A 16,892-nucleotide genomic window follows, 5' to 3' on the forward strand; every position below is an offset into this window, starting at 1 on the left:
ATGTCCCCGCCGCTGATCCTTGCCTCCGCCAGCCCGCGCCGGGCGGAGCTGATTGCGCGCCTCGGCGTGACACCGGCTGCGATCGATCCGGCGGACATCGACGAAAGTCCCCGCAGGGATGAGCCGCCGCAAGTCTACGCGAAGCGCATAGCGGCCGCCAAGGCCGCGCACGTCGCCGCGCGCCATCCGGGTGCGGCGGTGCTCGGCGCCGATACTGTAGTCGCGGCCGGGCGGCGCATCCTGCCCAAGGCCGAGGAGCCGGCCGAGGCGCGGGTCTGTCTTGAATTGCTGTCAGGCCGCCGCCACCGCGTCCATTCGGCGATCACCCTGATCGATGCCGGCGGCACGGCACGCCACCGCATCTCCACCAGCATCGTCGCGTTCAAACGGCTGACGCGCCAGGAGATCGACGCCTATCTCGCGGGCGGCGAATGGCACGGCAAGGCCGGCGGCTATGCGATCCAGGGTTTTGCCGAAAGCTGGGTACGCATGCTCTCCGGCAGCCATTCGGGCGTCATGGGGCTGCCCTTGTTCGAAACGCGGGCGTTGCTGCAGGCGGCCGGGATAATCGCCTCCGTCGCTGACGACGATGCGTGAATGGCTGTATGAGGCCGGCATCGGCGAAGCGCGCGCTGCGCTGATCGAGGACGGACGAATCATAACCGCCGCGATCGAGGCCGATGATGACGGGCCGCGCGCCGGCACCGTCGCGGCCGCCCGGCTCACCCGCATCGTCATTCCCGGTCGCCGTGCGATCGTCACGTTGGACAGCGGGCATGAGGCGCTGATCGAACCGGTGCCGGCGGGGGTCACTCAGGGCGCGCGCCTGATGATCGAGATTGGCCGCGCGGGGCTGCCGGAGCCCGGCCGCGCGAAGCTGGCTATCGCGCGGGTTGCCCCGCCGGGATCGGAGCCCGCGACCGGACCCGATCTGGCCGCTCGCATCGCAGCGACCGTGGATCCGGTCCGCCTGGTGTCGATGCACGGTCCCGACCAGCTGGAAGCCGCGGGCTGGTCCGAACTGATCGAAGAGGCCGCGACCGGCGCATGCGATTTCGAGGGCGGATCGCTGCGCCTGTCGCTGACCCCGGCGATGACCCTGATCGATGTCGACGGCTGGCTGCCGCTTGCCGATCTGGCGGCGGCGGGGGCTGCTGCTGCTGCGCAGATGATCATGCGGCACGATGTTGGCGGCTCGATCGGTATCGATCTGCCGACCGTCGAAAGTAAAGCCGCCCGTCTGGCAGCGGCGGCAGCGATAGATTCGATCCTGCCCCAGCCGTTTGAGCGCACTGCGGTCAATGGCTTTGGCTTCATCCAGATCATCCGTCGCCGGATGCGGGCCTCCTTGCCCGAGCGGGTGCAGGGTGATCCCGTCATTGCGGCGGCGCGCGCCCTGCTTCGCCGCGCGGAACGCACGCCGGGCGCAGGCCCGCGTACGATCAGCGCGGCGCCGCGCGTGATTGCCGCAATCGAGCATCGTGTTGACTGGCAAGTGGAACTGGCGCGTCGCGTGGGCGCACCAATCGTCTTGCGTGCCGACCCTGCGCTCGCCATATCGGCCGGACATGTCGACGCTCAAAACCCCTAAATGCCCGATCTGCGGGAAACCCGAAAAGCCCGCTGACGCGCCTTTCTGCAGCCAGGGATGCCGCGATCGCGATCTTCTCCGCTGGCTCGATGACGGCTATCGTATCCCCGGGCCGCCGGTTGACCCTGACGGCCAGGAAATTGACAGGGAAGGCTAGACAAAGCCTTTCCCCCGCCTCTATAGGCACGCCTCCAACGCGGAGACGCGCATGGGCCCGGGTAGCTCAGTTGGTAGAGCATGCGACTGAAAATCGCAGTGTCGGTGGTTCGAAACCGCCCCCGGGCACCATTTTTTCCTGAAGCGTAGATTGTCGGCATTGCGTGGGCGTGGCGCGCTAATTCTCTGCAAAAATCAATGCGCTTGCGCCATCGTCGCCGAAGGGCTCATCGCCATTGGCGGCAGTTCCACGGGAGGCATCGAACGTGGGGGGGGGCTCCAGCGACGATCGATAAATCTCGCATTACCGCGCGCCGTTGACGAGGTTCACTCGTTTGTGTGTTCGCCATTGGGCGCTGCCAAGGCGGCAATAGCCATATCAAGAATAGGCCCCGGCTCAAAATCATCCAAATGACCATTCATGTGTCGTCCATTATCAAACTCTACGACACATGAAACAAACATCAACGTTAACGTCGACAGCCGAAGATTGAAGACTTCCTTCGGAAGATGTTGATGAAATTTTCGGAGAAAGTCCATTATTTCAACAATAACAGATCCATCATAACGTTCATTATGCGGGTAACGAGCCGAATATCTTAGGTGAAGTCGGCATTGCAGCATGAATCGGCAGAACGCGTGAGTTCCATTTTCGTCCTGAAAAGTCAGCGTAGGTAGCCATAGTATCTCAAGAAGCCTGCGCGGGTTTATCTCCGAACATTCACGCTTCAGCGACTGAAATCGTTCAGATCGTATTTTTTCCGATCGCCGAACGCGATCTTCGAGAATCGCGGCAATCAGGCCTTCCTTGCTCTCGAAATGATATTGAACGACGTTGCTATTGGCCTGGCCCGCGAGCAGGCCAATCTCTCGCAAGGTCACGCCTTCGATGCCGTTGCGGCCCATGAGAATTTCGCCCACGTCCATCAGGAGCGCCTTGGTGGAAGGGCGATCCGGCAACGGCTTGAGCCCCAGCGAGAGGGCGCTCTCCCCCAGCCGGTGCTCGCGCAGATGTTTGCGCCCGGCATCTCCCGAAATGTCGCTATCCGTTTGACCAATCCGCGCGCCGTCCGAGACGATGTCCGGGATCCCGCCCAAGGGAGCTGAACGCGTTCGGTTCACTCGACGATCCTTCACCATTGATCGAGCTCCGCATTCGCTTGCACCATGATAGAGGTGTCAAGCTGTAGTGAAACGCAAACCCTTTTGGCAGACGTAATCCATATCCAGGTATTAATTGTATAAAATTATTTCTGTCAATGGCATTAAAAGTCGGTTAGGCAGAGCCTCGATGGCCTGAGGCGGCGGTAGGACAAGGTCGACCGCCGCGGGAAGGAATGATCGGAGGACGAATGTCGTGATTGGCGCCACATCTGTTCAGGGACGAGTTCATCAGGAATGGCCTCATCCGCTTGGGTGGACAAAAAATCGCCTTCTCAAAGCTGCTTAGCGCCGTGCGTGATCGATCCAACGTTGCAAAAATTCGAGATATTCGTCAGGGGCAATGATCGAGAGGAGGGTGAAGTAATGGCACTCGAAATTCGAAAAGTTACCGATGGGGTGGGATCTGAGGTCATCGGTCTCGATCCCAGCAAGGAATTTGACGACGAAACCCGCCGTCAGCTCAGAGAGGCGTTTTTCGAGCGCGGCGCGCTCGTCTTCCGCGGGCTCGATATCGATTACGATTATCAGGACAAGCTTTGCCGCATGCTCATCGGCGACGATGGCCCGTCCGCTGCCGAAAGGCGCGACAATTTTTTCGTTTCCAACAAGGAAGAAAACGGCGCCGCCCCGTATGGCCGGCTGCTATTCCATGCCGACATGATGTGGGCGGAGGAGCCGTTCGAGGTGCTGTCGCTCTATGCGACGAAGGTGGAACCGGGTTCCGCAAGCACTTCGGTGACCAACGGAGTCTATGCTTGCGAGCAGCTGCCCGACGATCTGCGTAGGCAGATCGAGCCGCTGCACGCGGTGCAGGCGAGCGGCCAAGCCTATAATCGAGGTGGAGAAGACCTGATCAACCCGAAGCGCGAACAGGAAAGGTCCCACGTAACGCCGATCATTCACCGCCACAGGCGTACGGGCAAGCCCGTCCTATATGTGAGCCAGCAGAATACGCGCGAGATCGTTGAGATACCGGGCGATGATGGCGAAAAAATGCTCCAGACGCTGTTCGATCAGCTTTACGCGCCGCGTCACGTCTATGAACATCAATGGCGCGATGGCGATTTGCTAGTGCTGGACAATCTCGCGGTGCAGCATTCGCGTGGCTATGTCGCTCTGGACGGACCGACACGGACGCTCCGCAAGGTGATCGCTCCGATTCCCAAGCAGAAATACGAGCGCCCGACTTTCGATCGAACCTGACAGCCGGACGCAGGATGTTCAGTTGACGCCGGGCAACTGGCGATCGGATCATCTTGTCCAAAGGGGGACGGAACCCTGCCGGCTGGGTGGTCGGCGGGGCGCGGTATCGGCGGGCCGATTGCATGCCGACGAGTGGATTGATCGGCCAAAAACGAGCCGCCGAAGCATATTCCCAGGGAGAATGATGTGATGGAACCGGATCTGCTTGCTCTATGCCCTTCTGCCTGGCCCGAATATCACCACGAAAAGCTGTTCGCGCTCGGCAAGCTGGAGCGCGAAGCGCTTCAGCTTCGGGCAATTCAGTACCGGTTCGAACGCGCCCGCGACAGCGTTCCCGCATTGCGCAAGCTGATCGAGAAGCAGGGCGTCGACCGCATCTCGGCGATCGAGGACGTGCTTCCGGTCTGCTTCGATCATCGCGTCCTCAAAAACTATCCGCTGTCGATCCTCGAAAAGCGCGATTTCGCACGGCTGACGAGCTGGCTCGATAAATTGACGATGCACGATTTGAGCAGGGTCGATCTCTCCGGCCTCACCACGATCGACAGCTGGATCGATCGGCTCGAAGAACATGGACTGATCGTATTCACGTCGAGCGGCACTACCGGCAAGCTCAGCTTCAACATGCGCGGCCCCGAAGATATCGTTGCATGGCGTCTTGCGTGGATGCAGCTGAATTATGCGGCGTCGGGGGTTGATCCGCGGACGACCAAATTGCCGAGCTTCTCACCCGGTTACAGATCGGGCCACACGCAATCGCTCAAGGTCAGCCGTCTCTTCACGCAAGAAATCCATGGCGGTCGCCACAACCATCATACGCTCTACAGCGGCCATATGTCGGCCGACCTCCTGGCGCTATCGGGGCGGCTGCAGGCGGCGGAGGACAAAGGCGAATTTGAAGGGCTAGGCCTTGATGCCGCGCTGATCGGGGAACGGCGGGCAATGATCGAGCAAGGCAAGCGACGTCCACAGGATGTCGAAGCCTGGTTCGACAATCTGATCGAGCGCTTCAAGGGCCAACAAGTCAGGATCGGCGGCATCCTGCCAGAGTTGCTGCGCCTCGCGATGGCGGGTCGCGAACGCGGCCTGAAGTGCGAGTTTGCGCCGGGTTCGATTGTCACGACCGGCGGCGGTATGAAATCGTTAAAGAATCCGCCGGAAGACTGGCGCGAAATCATCCTCGACTTCTTCGGCGTCGAACGCCTCTGCACGCTCTACGGATTTTCGGAGATCATGAGCGCCGCGCCCGAATGCACGCACGGCTATTATCATTTTTTCCCCTATGCGGTCGTAATGCTGATGGGCCCCGAGGGTCAGGCCCTGCCGCGCGAAGGCGTACAGACGGGACGGCTTTCGGTATTCGATCTGCTGGCGGAGACCTATTGGGGGGCGTTCGTGTCGGGCGACGAGGTCACCGTGCATTTCGACGACGACTGCCCGTGCGGCTGGCGCGGGCCGCGCCTTACCAACCAGATCCGCCGCTACTCCGAAATGGAAGGCGGCGATGACAAGATCACCTGCTCGGGCTCGGCCAAGGCCTATGACGAATTCATGGAATATGTGATGGGGCAGGGGTAACGGCCGGCCAACCGAAGATACGCCGCGCATTGGCCCCAAGAATCTGCTGTTTTTCGATCTGCGATAGCGTCGGGTCGTCGCGGATATAGTGGACCAGTTCCCCCCAGGCGATCGCAGGCCGCAATACGGTATGGTCGCTCGACCACAGGACGCGATCAGCGCCAAATGACTCGATCAGGGCGCGCAGATGCGGCCGGATCGGCGTGTAAGGGAACTCGGTCGTCCCGAAATACATATGGGCATGGCTGATCTTGATCGACACGTTGGGATATTGGCCGAGCTTCAGTACCTCATCGAGATAGTCTGGACGCAGCACGCGAAGCGCTTCCGCTTCCGACATGCCCGTCGTATTATATTGAGTCGCAAGCCCCCAATGATCGACTACGAACTGCACGGTTGGAAATTTCCTCAGGTAGCGGGGCAAATGTTCGACATAGCCGGGAATCGCCAGACATACCGGCATGCCGCAATCGCGCGCGATCGCAAACGGCGTGTCATAGCCGCCCGCCACGAATGTTTCCGCCTCGTCGCGTGTGCGCGTTGCGAGAAACCGGAATGCGCGGGCACTTGGCGAGCCGGCGATCAGATGCATCACGCTGTCGATTTGCGGGTCCCGGCGGTCGATCCGCACGAAGAAAGCAAAGCGGTCCGGGTATTGAAAACTAGCGAGTTCGGCGCCCGGATAGATTGCGCGCCAGGCGCCGTTCGGCAACGCGAAACCAGGATGGTTGTGGATCGGGTTGGGCGATTTGACCCAATACCAGAACTCTTCCAGCATCACCGATTGGACGCCGATTGCGTCCATCGCCGTCAGCGTACGTTCGATCGGGCCTGGCCCCATGTGGAGTTGAGCGTCAACGATATCCATCACAATAATCCGAGTGCTGGTCTTCCAATCTAGCGGCGCTTCGGGACCTCAATGTTCCACATTCGTAACATTGCGGTCCGGCGAGACCGAGGCGGGCACCGGCCGGGAAGATGCCACCGGTGCGCCGCTCTGATCGACTACCCAGCGTACCATCCGGCGCTCGAGTTCGAGGCCATCGTGCGGGAGGCCGGCGGTTTCCTCGACATCGCCCCACCAATTCGCTTCGCGGCGGGTGACCATCGGGGAAATGCGCTGGACGCCGCACACCGCCAGCATGTCACGCATCCGTTCGCGCAGGCTTTCGGGATAGACCGGGACGCTTTGCGTCATGTGGTCACAGCGGTCGAGGACGGCGATCGGATCGGCTACCGGCACCAGATTGACGATCCGGTTGTTGAGGTCGTCGGCGAAATCCACCTTGTGCTCCAAACGGGAAACGATGACGCCGCCTGCAACTGTATCGCCCTTGATCCAATAATATTCGTCCTCGGATTCGATGGCGTCGAGCTCGGCCTGCAAGGGCGCGTTTGGCCGTGGTGCGGGGGTGGACAGCCTCGTTGGCAGGGCCTGGATCGCATCAAACACGACTTCCCCGAATAAGATAAGGCGCTGGAGCGAAGCCTCGTCGGTACCGCATTCGACATAGGCTACTCGGGTGCACGCACACGCCGTTTGATTGAGATTGCCGACCGTCAGCGCCAGCCCGGCAGCGGCCTCACGCATTGCCCTATCGCTTTCGAGCGCCTCCTTGCCGAGGATCGAGATCGAATGTTTCGGATTGAGCGCGATCAGATCGAGACCCGGCACCAGATACCTCTGGATATGTTGCATCGAGGCCATCCCGCCCCACGCCATAATCTTGTCGATCCGCGAGACGCGGATAATCTGGCGTTCGATCACTTCGTCCCCGCCCTTCCAATAAGCGACTGCCAGATGCTTCGTAACCGGATGATCGGGGGCAAGGTCGATCAGTGTGCGCACGATCGCGTTGGCCGTGAGCGGATCGTTCGACGGCGACTTGATCAGACAATCCGATTTGGTGAGCGCTGCACGGATCACGGTGACAGCGGCAACGATAGGAGCGTTGCCGGCCGGAATATGCAGCTGCCGCGTGCCGAAGGCGCGCACGCGCCGCCGCGACGTTCCGGGCTGGCCCTGTTCGACCCAGCCGTCGAGATATGCTTTGCCAACCGTCTTGTCGATCTCCGCGTCTAGCCTATGGCGATCGAACAGCGCTGGCACCTGATCGAATATTTCGCGCAAGACGGGTTCGGTCAGCCCGCCGGCTTCGAGGCCGAGTTCGAAGGCCTGCCGAAGATAAGGATTGGCTTCTATCGTCAGCAGCGGACCGAGGCTGGCCAGCAATTCGATGACTTCGTCGATCGGCGTTTCCTGAAGGTCCATCAGCCGGTATGCCGAGCCGAGCGTCAGTTCCCGCACATGTTTGTGCGGATCCGGCGCGCGAAAACTTGCCCCGGCGCGTCCGCCAAACACGACGTTATCGTTATCTCCGGGCATGATCACCCTTCCGCGAGACAAGATCGGTATGTCAATCATCAGGGTCATCGGCCGTTTCCTCCACCACCGAGCAGGCCGCGAGTCGGCATAAGCACTGCCGCGACCTTCACTTCAAACAAGGCCCTGCCCCGATATTACTCGCGCAATTTGCGAAGGGGCTGGCGAGGAGGGCGTTGTGCGTTGCGTCCGGCTCGGCCGAAGACCATGGATTGACGGTCTAATGCAGATGCATTATTTCTGTCAATTGCATCAGCGTGATGCCGAATCCGCGTGCCCGCATGCGGGTTCCTCCATTGACGTATGGGCTCTGAACGGCTCTCTCTTGAGCGTAAAATGGATATCCGAAAGTTGCGAGAGGGGGCTATATCTAAACCTGTCGCTCAAAAAATTGATTATTAACAGGTGCTTGTAATTTTTCAGGATTGCCGTTCAGCGGAGATGTTGAGGTGGCACCGTAGAAATGGCGGCTCGAAAATTTAAGCGTATTGACATATATAATTCCGATGAATTAAATTCTTTGAAAGAGGGGATGTGCACGGCCGTTTCATGGGAAAGATTGACCCCGGCGTGTATTCGAGAGAGACCCCCCACTTCAGCTAATTGTCTAGCGATTGAGGGAAGAATACCATGCCTGGTGCCTGTGACAGCATTCGCGTCCTCGAATTGAGCGGGGGCCATGCCGGCGGCCTGGCGGGCATGGTTCTGGCAGATTTTGGTGCCGAGGTTATCCGGGTCGAAACGTCGCCTGAAGGTCCGGACTGGGAAGAGCCGACCTATCTGTTTCTCAACCGCGGCAAGAAGAGCGTCACTCTGGATCTGGACGGCGAGGCCGGTCGTCGCGAGCTACTGCGCCTGGCGTCGTCGGTTGACGTCGTGATCGAGATGATGGCGCCCGGCCAGGCCGAGGCGGTCGGCGTCGGCTATGCAGCGGTTTCCGCCGTCAATCCGGGCGTCGTCTATTGCGGCATAAGCGGCTTTGGGCGCACCGGCCCGCTTGCCCATCTGCGCGCCGATGACGGTCTGATCATGGCCAAGGCAGGGCAGTTGCGCGCACAGCGCGGCTGGGAGGCTGGCGGCGAACGGCCGACGTTCCGTGCGGGCAGGGACGCGAGCTATTTCGCGGCAATGCTTGCGATTCAGGGCGTGCTGGCGGCGCTGCGCGCACGCGATATCACAGGCCAGGGTCAACTCGTCGAAACCAACATGCTCCAGGCCATTGCCTGCCGGCAGAATCCTACGGTGCGCTGGCTGCTGCGCGAGGGCGAGCAATTGCCGTCGGAAGCCGGCGGCGCCGGCGGGGCGGAGGTGCAGAGCGAGAAGCACGTCCTGCCGCACCACATGGATCCGCGGCAGATCACGCTCACCGGTGCGCGGATGCAGTGCAAGGACGGCAAATGGGTGGTCCATTCGCACACCGAGCCGCATTTCTTCCCGGCCTGGATCGACGCCATCGGCTTCAAGTGGATCTGGGAAGATTCGCGCTTCAAGGATGCGCCCTATAAATTCCCCACACCCGAGGACAAGGATGAGCTGATCCGGCTTCTTCAGGAGCACTTCAAACAGAAGGACGCCGCCGAATGGATGGCGGCCTATGTCGCCAACGGCAATGTCTGCGGCAACATCGTGCAGACCAGCCAGGAAGCCTTGAAGCATCCGCAGGTGGTCGAGACCGGACTGCTCGTCGAAGTCGAAGATCCCAAGGTCGGCCATATCGTCGAGTTCGGTCCGCTCGCTAACATTCCCGGTGCGCCGGCCCATGTGCGCGGATCGGCGCCTCGTCCCGGTCAGGATACTGCCGCCGTGCTGGGTTCGGCGCTCACGCCGCGCCCCGCGCCGGTTCCGACCGGTGTCACGCTGGACCAGCCGCTCAAGGGCATAACCATCGTCGAGGCAGCATATTATTATGCAACCCCGTTCGCCACGGCATTGCTGGGCGAACTTGGCGCCAGGATCATCAAGATCGAGCCCCTGCGCGCCGATCCCTACCGTGCGCTGGGCCGTGCGGGCACGGGCGATCCCGTGCTCAATCTGGGGCAGAACAACATGGTCCGCGCGATGTCCGGCAAGGAGAGCATTGCTCTGAACCTCAAGGATCCGCGTGGCCGGGAGATCCTGCACAAGCTGGTGGCCAAGGCCGATGTCTTCATTCACAATTTCCGCCGTGGCGTCCCCGAAACGCTCGGCATGGATGAAGCGACCTTGCGGGCGGTCAACCCGAAGCTCGTTTATCAATATGGTGCATCTTATGGCAGCAACGGCCCTCTGAACCGGTTGCCGGCCATCGATCCGGTAATCACGGCGTTCACGGGCACCACCGCCTATCAGGCGGGCGCCGGCAACGAGCCGCTGACCGAGACCGGCGCCGATCCCGTGGCCGCCGCCGGTTGCGCTGCCGCCATGATGATGGGCATCTTCGCGCAGCATCGCACCGGGCAGGGGCAATATGTCGAATCGGCGATGATCATCTCCAACCTGCTCCACAACTATGAGGACGCGCTCGCTTATGCGGGCAAGCCTGCGCGCCGGCAGCCGGACAAGCGCCAGCTCGGGCTGAGCGCGACCTATAGGCTCTACCAGACCGCAGACGTCACCGATCGTTCGGCCATTGCGCCATACGCCAATCCCAATCCCCGCTGGGTGTTTCTGTCCGTGGATCGCGACGCGGAGTTCGCCCGCTTCTGCGACGTGGCGGGCCGTGGCGATCTGCTGGCCGATGCGCGTTTCGCGACACGCGCGGCACGCGAGCAGAATGACGCGGCGCTGGTGGGGCTGCTCGAGGCACTCTTCCTCGAGCGCACGGCCAAGGATTGGGAAACACGCATGGTGGCGGCCGGCGTCGGCTGCGTCGTTGCCGATGAAATGTCACACTTCGCGTTCATCTATCGTGATCCCCAGGCGCTCGCGCTCAATTATATGAGCCCCACCGAACATTCGGCTTTCGGCAAATATTATCGCTACTCGCCGATGCTGAAGTTCACCGCCACGCCCGCACGGGGGACGCCTTATTCCGAATTCGGGGAATGCACGCGCGCGCTCCTCACCGAGCTGGGCTACGATGAAGGTGCCATGGCCGAACTGGGCAAGGATGCGGTCGTTGCCTGGGAAGTCGAGAAGAATCAGCCGGCAAAAGTCTGGGGCTGACAACCAAATCCCCGACGTGATGAACGATAAGAGAAGCTGCGCGTCGGGGGCCGCTACCCAATAGAGAGGACGATCTGATGGCCAATGCATTCGGTGCGACATCCACTACGGATGAGGTGCTGCAGGGTTGCGATCTTTCGGGCAAGCGTATCCTGATCACGGGCGTATCGGCGGGCCTGGGCGTCGAAACGGCGCGCGTTCTGGCTGCGCGTGGCGCCTGGGTGGTGGGTACGGCGCGTGATCTCGCCAAAGCCGAAAAGGCTGCCGAGCAGATACGCGCGCAGGCCGCGAACGGGGGTGGTGTCGAACTGATCGAATGCGATCTCGCTTCGCTGAAGAGCGTGCGAGCCTGCGCCGACACATTGAACGCGATCGGTCTGCCATTTGACGTCGTGATCGGCAATGCCGGGGTGATGGCCTGTCCGTTTGGCAAGACCGAGGACGGGTTCGAAACCCAGTTCGGTACGAACCACCTGGGGCATTTCGTGCTGATGAACCGGATCGCACCGTTGATCAGGGATCGGTTGGTCATGCTGTCGTCCTCCGGCCATAGGGGCGGCGACGTCAATCTCGATGATCCCAATTTCGATCATACGACCTATACGGAATTCGGTGCTTATGCCCGTTCCAAGACCGCCAATGCCTTGTTCGCCGTCGAATTCGACCGACGCCACCAGGCCCGGGGCGTTCGTGGTGTCGCGGTGCATCCGGGCGGGATCCGGACCGAACTCGGCCGGCATATGACGCCCGAACTGATCGAACAGATTTCGGCCGCTGCGGTGCGATCTGGGCAGGACGCATCGAAGATGATGAACAGCAAGACGGTCCAGCAAGGAGCCGCGACGACGGTCTGGGCGGGCTTCGTTGGGGCCGCCGAAGAGGTCGGTGGACGATATTGCGAAGATTGCCACGTTGCCGAGGTAGAAGACGATCGCTCGAAGCGGTACGGCGTGCGCGGCTATGCTGTCGATCCTGACAATGCCAAGGCGCTTTGGGCGAAGAGTGAAGACATGGTGGGCGAGCGCTTTTCGTGATGACGGTCTGGCCTGCGCGGGCGGCTGGAGTCATGCCAACGCCATCTTGAGCAGCTGTCGACGGCCGTTGGCGAGGATCTCGTCGGAAAGGCGACGGTCGCTCTGCTTGACCGCGCGCGCCATCATCATCACCCCGATCATGGCCGGCATGAGAGCGAGCGCCCGTTCACGGGCGACGACGGGCTCGATCTCCTTGCTCAGGGCTTCCTCCAGCAGGCCGACGATGTCTTCGAATCCGCGGGCAAATTCACGCCCGAGGTTCCCCGAATGGCGTTCGATCTCTCCGCCATATGCCACCATCGGACAGCCGGTTTCGATATTGTCGCGGTGTGCTTGGGAAAGATAACGATCGATGTAAGTGCCGATATCGATCGCCTGCTCATCGCGAATCGAGCGCCAGGCCGCGATTGTGCCGTCGAACGACTGCCGGCACGCCTCTGCGGCAAGCAGGTCTTTCGAGCGGAAATGCGAATAGAATGCGCCTTGGGTTAGCCCGGCGCCAGCGCTGATCTGCGCCACGCCCGTTCCTTCGATACCCCGCTTCTGAAAGAGATTCGAAGCCGCCTTCACCAACGCGGCCCGGTGCTGGCCCGCCTTTTCCTTGGTTACCTTCATACCACACTCCCGGCCATTGATTTTTTAATAGCGATCGCCATTATTAAAGTCCAATAGTTGTCGGGCGGATGCCTGCGGAACGTGGGTGGAACATGGACAAGGAGTAGCCGGATGGTCACAGGCATCAAGGACAAGGTCGCGATCCTCGGCATGGGGTGCACCCGCTTCGGCGAGCGCTGGGATATGGATGCCGACAGTCTCATGGTCGAAGCATTTGACGAGGCGCTGGCGGATGCGGGCATCGAAGTAAGCCAGATCGATGCTGCCTGGCTCGGCGTCGGTTTCGACGCGTTGAATATCGGGCCCTCGGGCCTGCCGCTGTCGATCGCGCTGCGCTTGCCGAACATCGGTGTGACGAAGGTCGAGAATTACTGCGCGAGCGGCACCGAGAGTCTGCGCGGCGCGGTATATGCGGTCGCCAGTGGTGCCGCGGACATCGCATTGGCGATGGGGATCGAGAAGCTCAAGGATACAGGGTATGGCGGCCTTCCCGTCCGAAGCCGGGGGACCACCGACGACATGCTGGGCGTTACGGGCTCGGGCCCCGGCAACTTCGCGCAGATCGCTTCGGCCTACGGCGCCGTCCATGGCGTCAGCAAGGCCGACTTGAAGCGCGCGATCGGCCATGTCTCGGTCAAGAGCCACGCGAACGGCGCGAAGAACCCGAAAGCGCATTTGCGCAAGATAGTGGATATCGACACCGTCCTGAACGCGCCGATGATCGCCGCGCCGCTTGGTCTCTATGACTGCTGCGGCGTGTCGGACGGCGCTGCGTGCGCCATCCTCACCACGCCGGAAATTGCCCGCGCGCTGGGCAAGAAGGATCTGGTCACCGTCAAGGCACTCCAAATCGCTGCGTCGAACGGCTGGGAACTCCAGGCCGGCGGCGGCTGGAATGGATCCTATTTCCATACGACGCGGATCGCCGCCAGACGGGCTTATGCCGAAGCCGGGATAACGCGGCCGCGCGAGCAAATCAGCCTTACCGAAGTCCACGACTGCTTTTCGATCACCGAACTCGTGACGATGGAAGACCTTGCACTCTCCGACGATGGCCAGGCGTGGAGAGATGTGCTCAATGGCGAATTCGATTCCGACGGACGGATTCCGTGCCAGATCGATGGTGGCCTGAAGTGCTTCGGGCACCCTATCGGCGCTTCGGGTCTGCGCATGGTCTATGAAAACTATCTGCAGTTGCTGGGTCGCGCTGGTGACCGCCAGCGCAGCACGCCCCCCAGCCTTGCTCTCAGCCACAATCTAGGGGGCATGCCGAGCCAGAATGTGAGCTCCATTGCGATCGTAGGACTGGCGGGCGCCTGAGCAAAGAAGGGCCTCGCGTCACCAGTGCGAGGCCCGGTAAGGATATGGCGTGGTCAGAACTTGAAGCCGAGGCGCGTGAACCATTCGGCGGGGCGGCTGTACGTACCCACGATGGCGCCAAATGCCGGTATGGCGGTACCCGAGGTCAGATAGCGCCGGTTGGTGATGTTGGTGCCTCCCACCGTCAGGGTGAAGCGGTTCGATGAATCGGTGTAAGCGATGCTCGCATTCAGGTTCGCCACGGCATCTCGAGTGAGAATCTTGGTCCGCTCGACATTGTTGTACATCTTCGACGTGTACGTATAATCGCCGATCAGAACTACCTTGCCGCCACCCGGCAGCGCATATTCATAGCGTGGGCTGAGGTTTATCTTCCATTTGGGTGTTTTGGGCAGCGGGCTGCCGACGAGGGCACCATATTGCAAGTCGCTCGGACCGCTCACCACCGCGACGGCGGGATCGAGGCTTGTATAATATGCATCGGTATAGCCGATTGCAGCATTCACAGTGAACCCTCTGGCCGGAGCTAAGACAATCTCAAGCTCGCCACCTTTTATGCGCCCATTGCCGACGTTCGCGATCGTCGGTGAACCGCCCACCTGATAATTGAGCTGGATTCCGCGATATTCGGTCAGAAACAGCGCGCCGTTCACCTGCAGGCGGCGGTCGAGGAATGTCGACTTGAGGCCGACTTCATAGGTAGTGGCCTTTTCCGGGTTGAAGCTGCTGACCGTGGTCTGCGGCGTCGAATAACGGGTGGTCCAGCCACCCGTTTTATACCCCTTCGACCATGATGCGTAGAGCATCATGTCCCGGGCGGGGTGCAGCTGCACGCCGACTTTGGGCGAGAAATTGTTGAAGGTCAGGTGGTTAAGACCGCCAGGGTAGATACGCAGCGGATTGTTCGGATCGGGATAGTTGTTCGCCACGCGGCAGGTCTGGCCGTTGGGGAGGACGGCATTGGGGAAGATGTTGCCGGCAAGATCCGAACAGGGCGCGCCGGCAAGCTTGTAAAACAGGCCGCTGAGTTCCTGCTGCCCGCCCTCGAAGCTCTTGGTTTCGTGCGTATATCGTCCGCCCAATGTGACACCGATCAGGTCACTGACGTGGAAGTCCATCTGGCCAAAGGTGGCGTAGGCGTTAGTCTTCAACCAGTTGGGGCCGTCGATCACATAGATTCCCTCGCCGGAATTGACAAAGTCATCCAGGAATCCGGTCTCGCGGAAATAATAAGCGCCGAGCACATATTTGATCCGGTCGTCCAGCGCCTTTCCGACAAGCTGGAGCTCTTCGCTGAATTGGTTCTGCTTCTGGTTGAACCCGTAGTTCGACATGTTGAGTGGCGAACCGTCGCCGTCGAGGCCGCTCGTCCAGTGGCTCCGGCGATAGGCGGTAATGGACTTCAGCAGGATGTCGTTGGTGATGTCGGCTTCCGCGTTGACCGTGAGCCCCCAGTTCTTCAGGTGCGAGAAGTTCGCGCCGTTGGCGTAGCTTGTATCGATGTTCTTAGTGATGAAACGGTTGTCATAAGGGAGGACGTCGTTGTTCGGATTGCCGTCCGCATTGACGCCGGCCAGGCCGTAGAGCCGGTTCACCGGAAAGGTCTCGCTGCGGTGGACTGATGGAAATTGTGTGCCGGACGAGTTGCACATGTTCAGCAGGCCGATCGACTGCAGCGTTGCTACGGGCGTGCCAATGCAGGTGTTGTAAAGATTGGCGAACAGGCCTCCCGCTGTGCCGTCGGTGGTCTGCAGAAGCGTTGTCGGCGAAGTGCCGCTATTATAGGCGTAATCGCCGGTAAAGGTGGCGCGGAACGATCCGCCGTCCCATTTCAGCTTACCCCGCACGGTCCGACTCTCTTCATCGCCTTCGCGGCCGGGTGAATCGTATCCGGCGGCCGGATAGACGGTGTAAGATCGTGAATTCGCGGCCAGCGAGCCCGGGAACGGTATGCGATGCGCGTAGCCGTTGCGGGTTTTTACATCCAGCGTAACGAGCGAATAGAGATTGTCGGTGAGCGGAACGTCGACCGATCCGCGCGCTTCGAACAGGTTGAAACGGCCCACCGTCAGATCGCCTTTAACCGCGAACTCCTTGCCCGGATCGCGCGTGACGACGGAAACCGCGCCGCCGATCGTGTTGCGTCCAAACAGCGTCCCCTGCGGACCCTTGAGGATCTCGATCCGCTGAACGTCGAGCAGATCCTGGTTCGCGCCGACCGAGCGCGCGAGATAGACACCGTCAACGTAAACGCCGACCGCCGGATCGATATTGAGTGCGAAGTCACTCGCGCCGATGCCGCGGATCGAGGCCGCGAGAACGGCGGTGGATGCCGTAAAGGAAACACCGGAGTCGAGGTTGACGTTGGGTGCGAGTGAAGCGAGCTGGCTGACATTGCCGATTGACCGTTCGGCAAGCGCGTTTCCGGCAAAGGCCGAAATCGCGATGGGCACGTTCTGCACATTTTCGGACCGCTTCTGCGCGGTAACAACGATCTCCTCAATGCCGCCCTCGACGGCATGTTGAGCTGCGTCCTGGGCGAGCGCCGGAGCCGCTCCTGCCAATAGCACAGCGCTTGCCAGGGCGATCGCACTGCCACTCAAATATATGTTCTTCATTGTGTTCTCTCCCCTGTCGGGACTTGCCCCGACTTTATTGCCCAGATTGCAAACGGGCCGGCGGCAGGGCGATCACGCCGGCCAAT

General features: G+C 60.9%; 13 protein-coding genes and 1 tRNA gene. 9 read left to right on the top strand and 5 right to left on the bottom strand.

What is annotated here, in order from left to right:
- The 4 genes from BLS13_RS08280 (at position 1) to BLS13_RS08295 (ending at position 1,879) form a co-directional block, all read left to right on the top strand.
- A complete protein-coding gene (locus BLS13_RS08280) occupies positions 1 to 597 on the top strand; it encodes a Maf family protein (protein WP_093451267.1) in 597 nt (198 codons plus the stop codon).
- The gene (locus BLS13_RS08285; protein ID WP_093451269.1) at positions 590 to 1,591 is read left to right on the top strand and encodes a ribonuclease; all 1,002 of its coding nucleotides are present in this window, start codon (positions 590 to 592) and stop codon (positions 1,589 to 1,591) included. Before BLS13_RS08280 ends, BLS13_RS08285 begins: the two co-directional genes overlap by 8 nt.
- Positions 1,569 to 1,748 carry a DNA gyrase inhibitor YacG gene (locus BLS13_RS08290; RefSeq protein ID WP_093451271.1) on the top strand — a complete coding sequence of 60 codons (180 nt, stop codon included), beginning with the start codon at positions 1,569 to 1,571 and terminating at the stop codon, positions 1,746 to 1,748. The genes BLS13_RS08285 and BLS13_RS08290 overlap by 23 nt, the downstream gene beginning before the upstream one ends.
- Before the next feature lie 55 nt (positions 1,749 to 1,803).
- Positions 1,804 to 1,879, top strand: a tRNA-Phe gene (locus BLS13_RS08295).
- 195 nt (positions 1,880 to 2,074) lie between these two features.
- On the opposite strand, the gene BLS13_RS08300 is transcribed toward BLS13_RS08295, so the two are convergent.
- Positions 2,075 to 2,887: a TetR/AcrR family transcriptional regulator gene (locus BLS13_RS08300; RefSeq protein WP_143011905.1), complete on the bottom strand. Its 813-nt coding sequence runs from the start codon at positions 2,885 to 2,887 to the stop codon at positions 2,075 to 2,077.
- Positions 2,888 to 3,274: 387 nt separating this feature from the next.
- Here BLS13_RS08300 and BLS13_RS08305 point away from each other — a divergent pair, with 387 nt between their 5' ends.
- Together BLS13_RS08305 and BLS13_RS08310 are read left to right on the top strand one after the other, a co-directional pair.
- Positions 3,275 to 4,114 (top strand): TauD/TfdA dioxygenase family protein, encoded by an 840-nt coding sequence (locus BLS13_RS08305; RefSeq protein ID WP_176943489.1) that lies wholly within the window; start codon positions 3,275 to 3,277, stop codon positions 4,112 to 4,114.
- A gap of 189 nt (positions 4,115 to 4,303) precedes the next feature.
- Positions 4,304 to 5,692, top strand: a complete 1,389-nt coding sequence (locus BLS13_RS08310) for a phenylacetate--CoA ligase family protein (RefSeq protein WP_093451276.1) — start codon at positions 4,304 to 4,306, stop codon at positions 5,690 to 5,692.
- On the opposite strand, the gene BLS13_RS08315 is transcribed toward BLS13_RS08310, so the two are convergent.
- Entirely contained in the window at positions 5,664 to 6,560 is an 897-nt protein-coding gene (locus BLS13_RS08315) for an amidohydrolase family protein (protein ID WP_093451277.1), read from the bottom strand. The two genes, BLS13_RS08310 and BLS13_RS08315, sit on opposite strands and share 29 nt — an antisense overlap.
- A gap of 48 nt (positions 6,561 to 6,608) precedes the next feature.
- The gene (locus BLS13_RS08320; protein WP_093451279.1) at positions 6,609 to 8,126 is read right to left on the bottom strand and encodes an acyl-CoA reductase; all 1,518 of its coding nucleotides are present in this window, start codon (positions 8,124 to 8,126) and stop codon (positions 6,609 to 6,611) included.
- Between the two features lie 579 nt (positions 8,127 to 8,705).
- On the opposite strand from BLS13_RS08320, the gene BLS13_RS08325 reads away from it, so the two are divergent.
- A complete protein-coding gene (locus BLS13_RS08325) occupies positions 8,706 to 11,219 on the top strand; it encodes a CaiB/BaiF CoA transferase family protein (protein ID WP_093451281.1) in 2,514 nt (837 codons plus the stop codon).
- 77 nt (positions 11,220 to 11,296) lie between these two features.
- Positions 11,297 to 12,253 carry an SDR family NAD(P)-dependent oxidoreductase gene (locus BLS13_RS08330; protein ID WP_093451283.1) on the top strand — a complete coding sequence of 319 codons (957 nt, stop codon included), beginning with the start codon at positions 11,297 to 11,299 and terminating at the stop codon, positions 12,251 to 12,253.
- 30 nt (positions 12,254 to 12,283) lie between these two features.
- Here the strand turns inward: BLS13_RS08330 and BLS13_RS08335 are convergent, their stop codons facing one another.
- Complete coding sequence (locus BLS13_RS08335; protein WP_093451285.1) at positions 12,284 to 12,868, bottom strand: TetR/AcrR family transcriptional regulator; 585 nt, start codon at positions 12,866 to 12,868, stop codon at positions 12,284 to 12,286.
- Positions 12,869 to 12,979: 111 nt separating this feature from the next.
- Here BLS13_RS08335 and BLS13_RS08340 point away from each other — a divergent pair, with 111 nt between their 5' ends.
- Positions 12,980 to 14,188, top strand: coding sequence for an acetyl-CoA acetyltransferase (locus BLS13_RS08340; protein WP_093451286.1), 1,209 nt, complete (start codon positions 12,980 to 12,982; stop codon positions 14,186 to 14,188).
- A 53-nt stretch (positions 14,189 to 14,241) separates the two neighbouring features.
- Here BLS13_RS08340 and BLS13_RS08345 read toward each other — a convergent pair whose 3' ends face one another.
- Entirely contained in the window at positions 14,242 to 16,806 is a 2,565-nt protein-coding gene (locus BLS13_RS08345) for a TonB-dependent receptor (RefSeq protein ID WP_093451288.1), read from the bottom strand.
- Positions 16,807 to 16,892: the final 86 nt, after the last annotated feature.

It is taken from the genome of Sphingomonas sp. YR710 (assembly GCF_900101455.1).
Lineage (GTDB): Bacteria > Pseudomonadota > Alphaproteobacteria > Sphingomonadales > Sphingomonadaceae > Rhizorhabdus.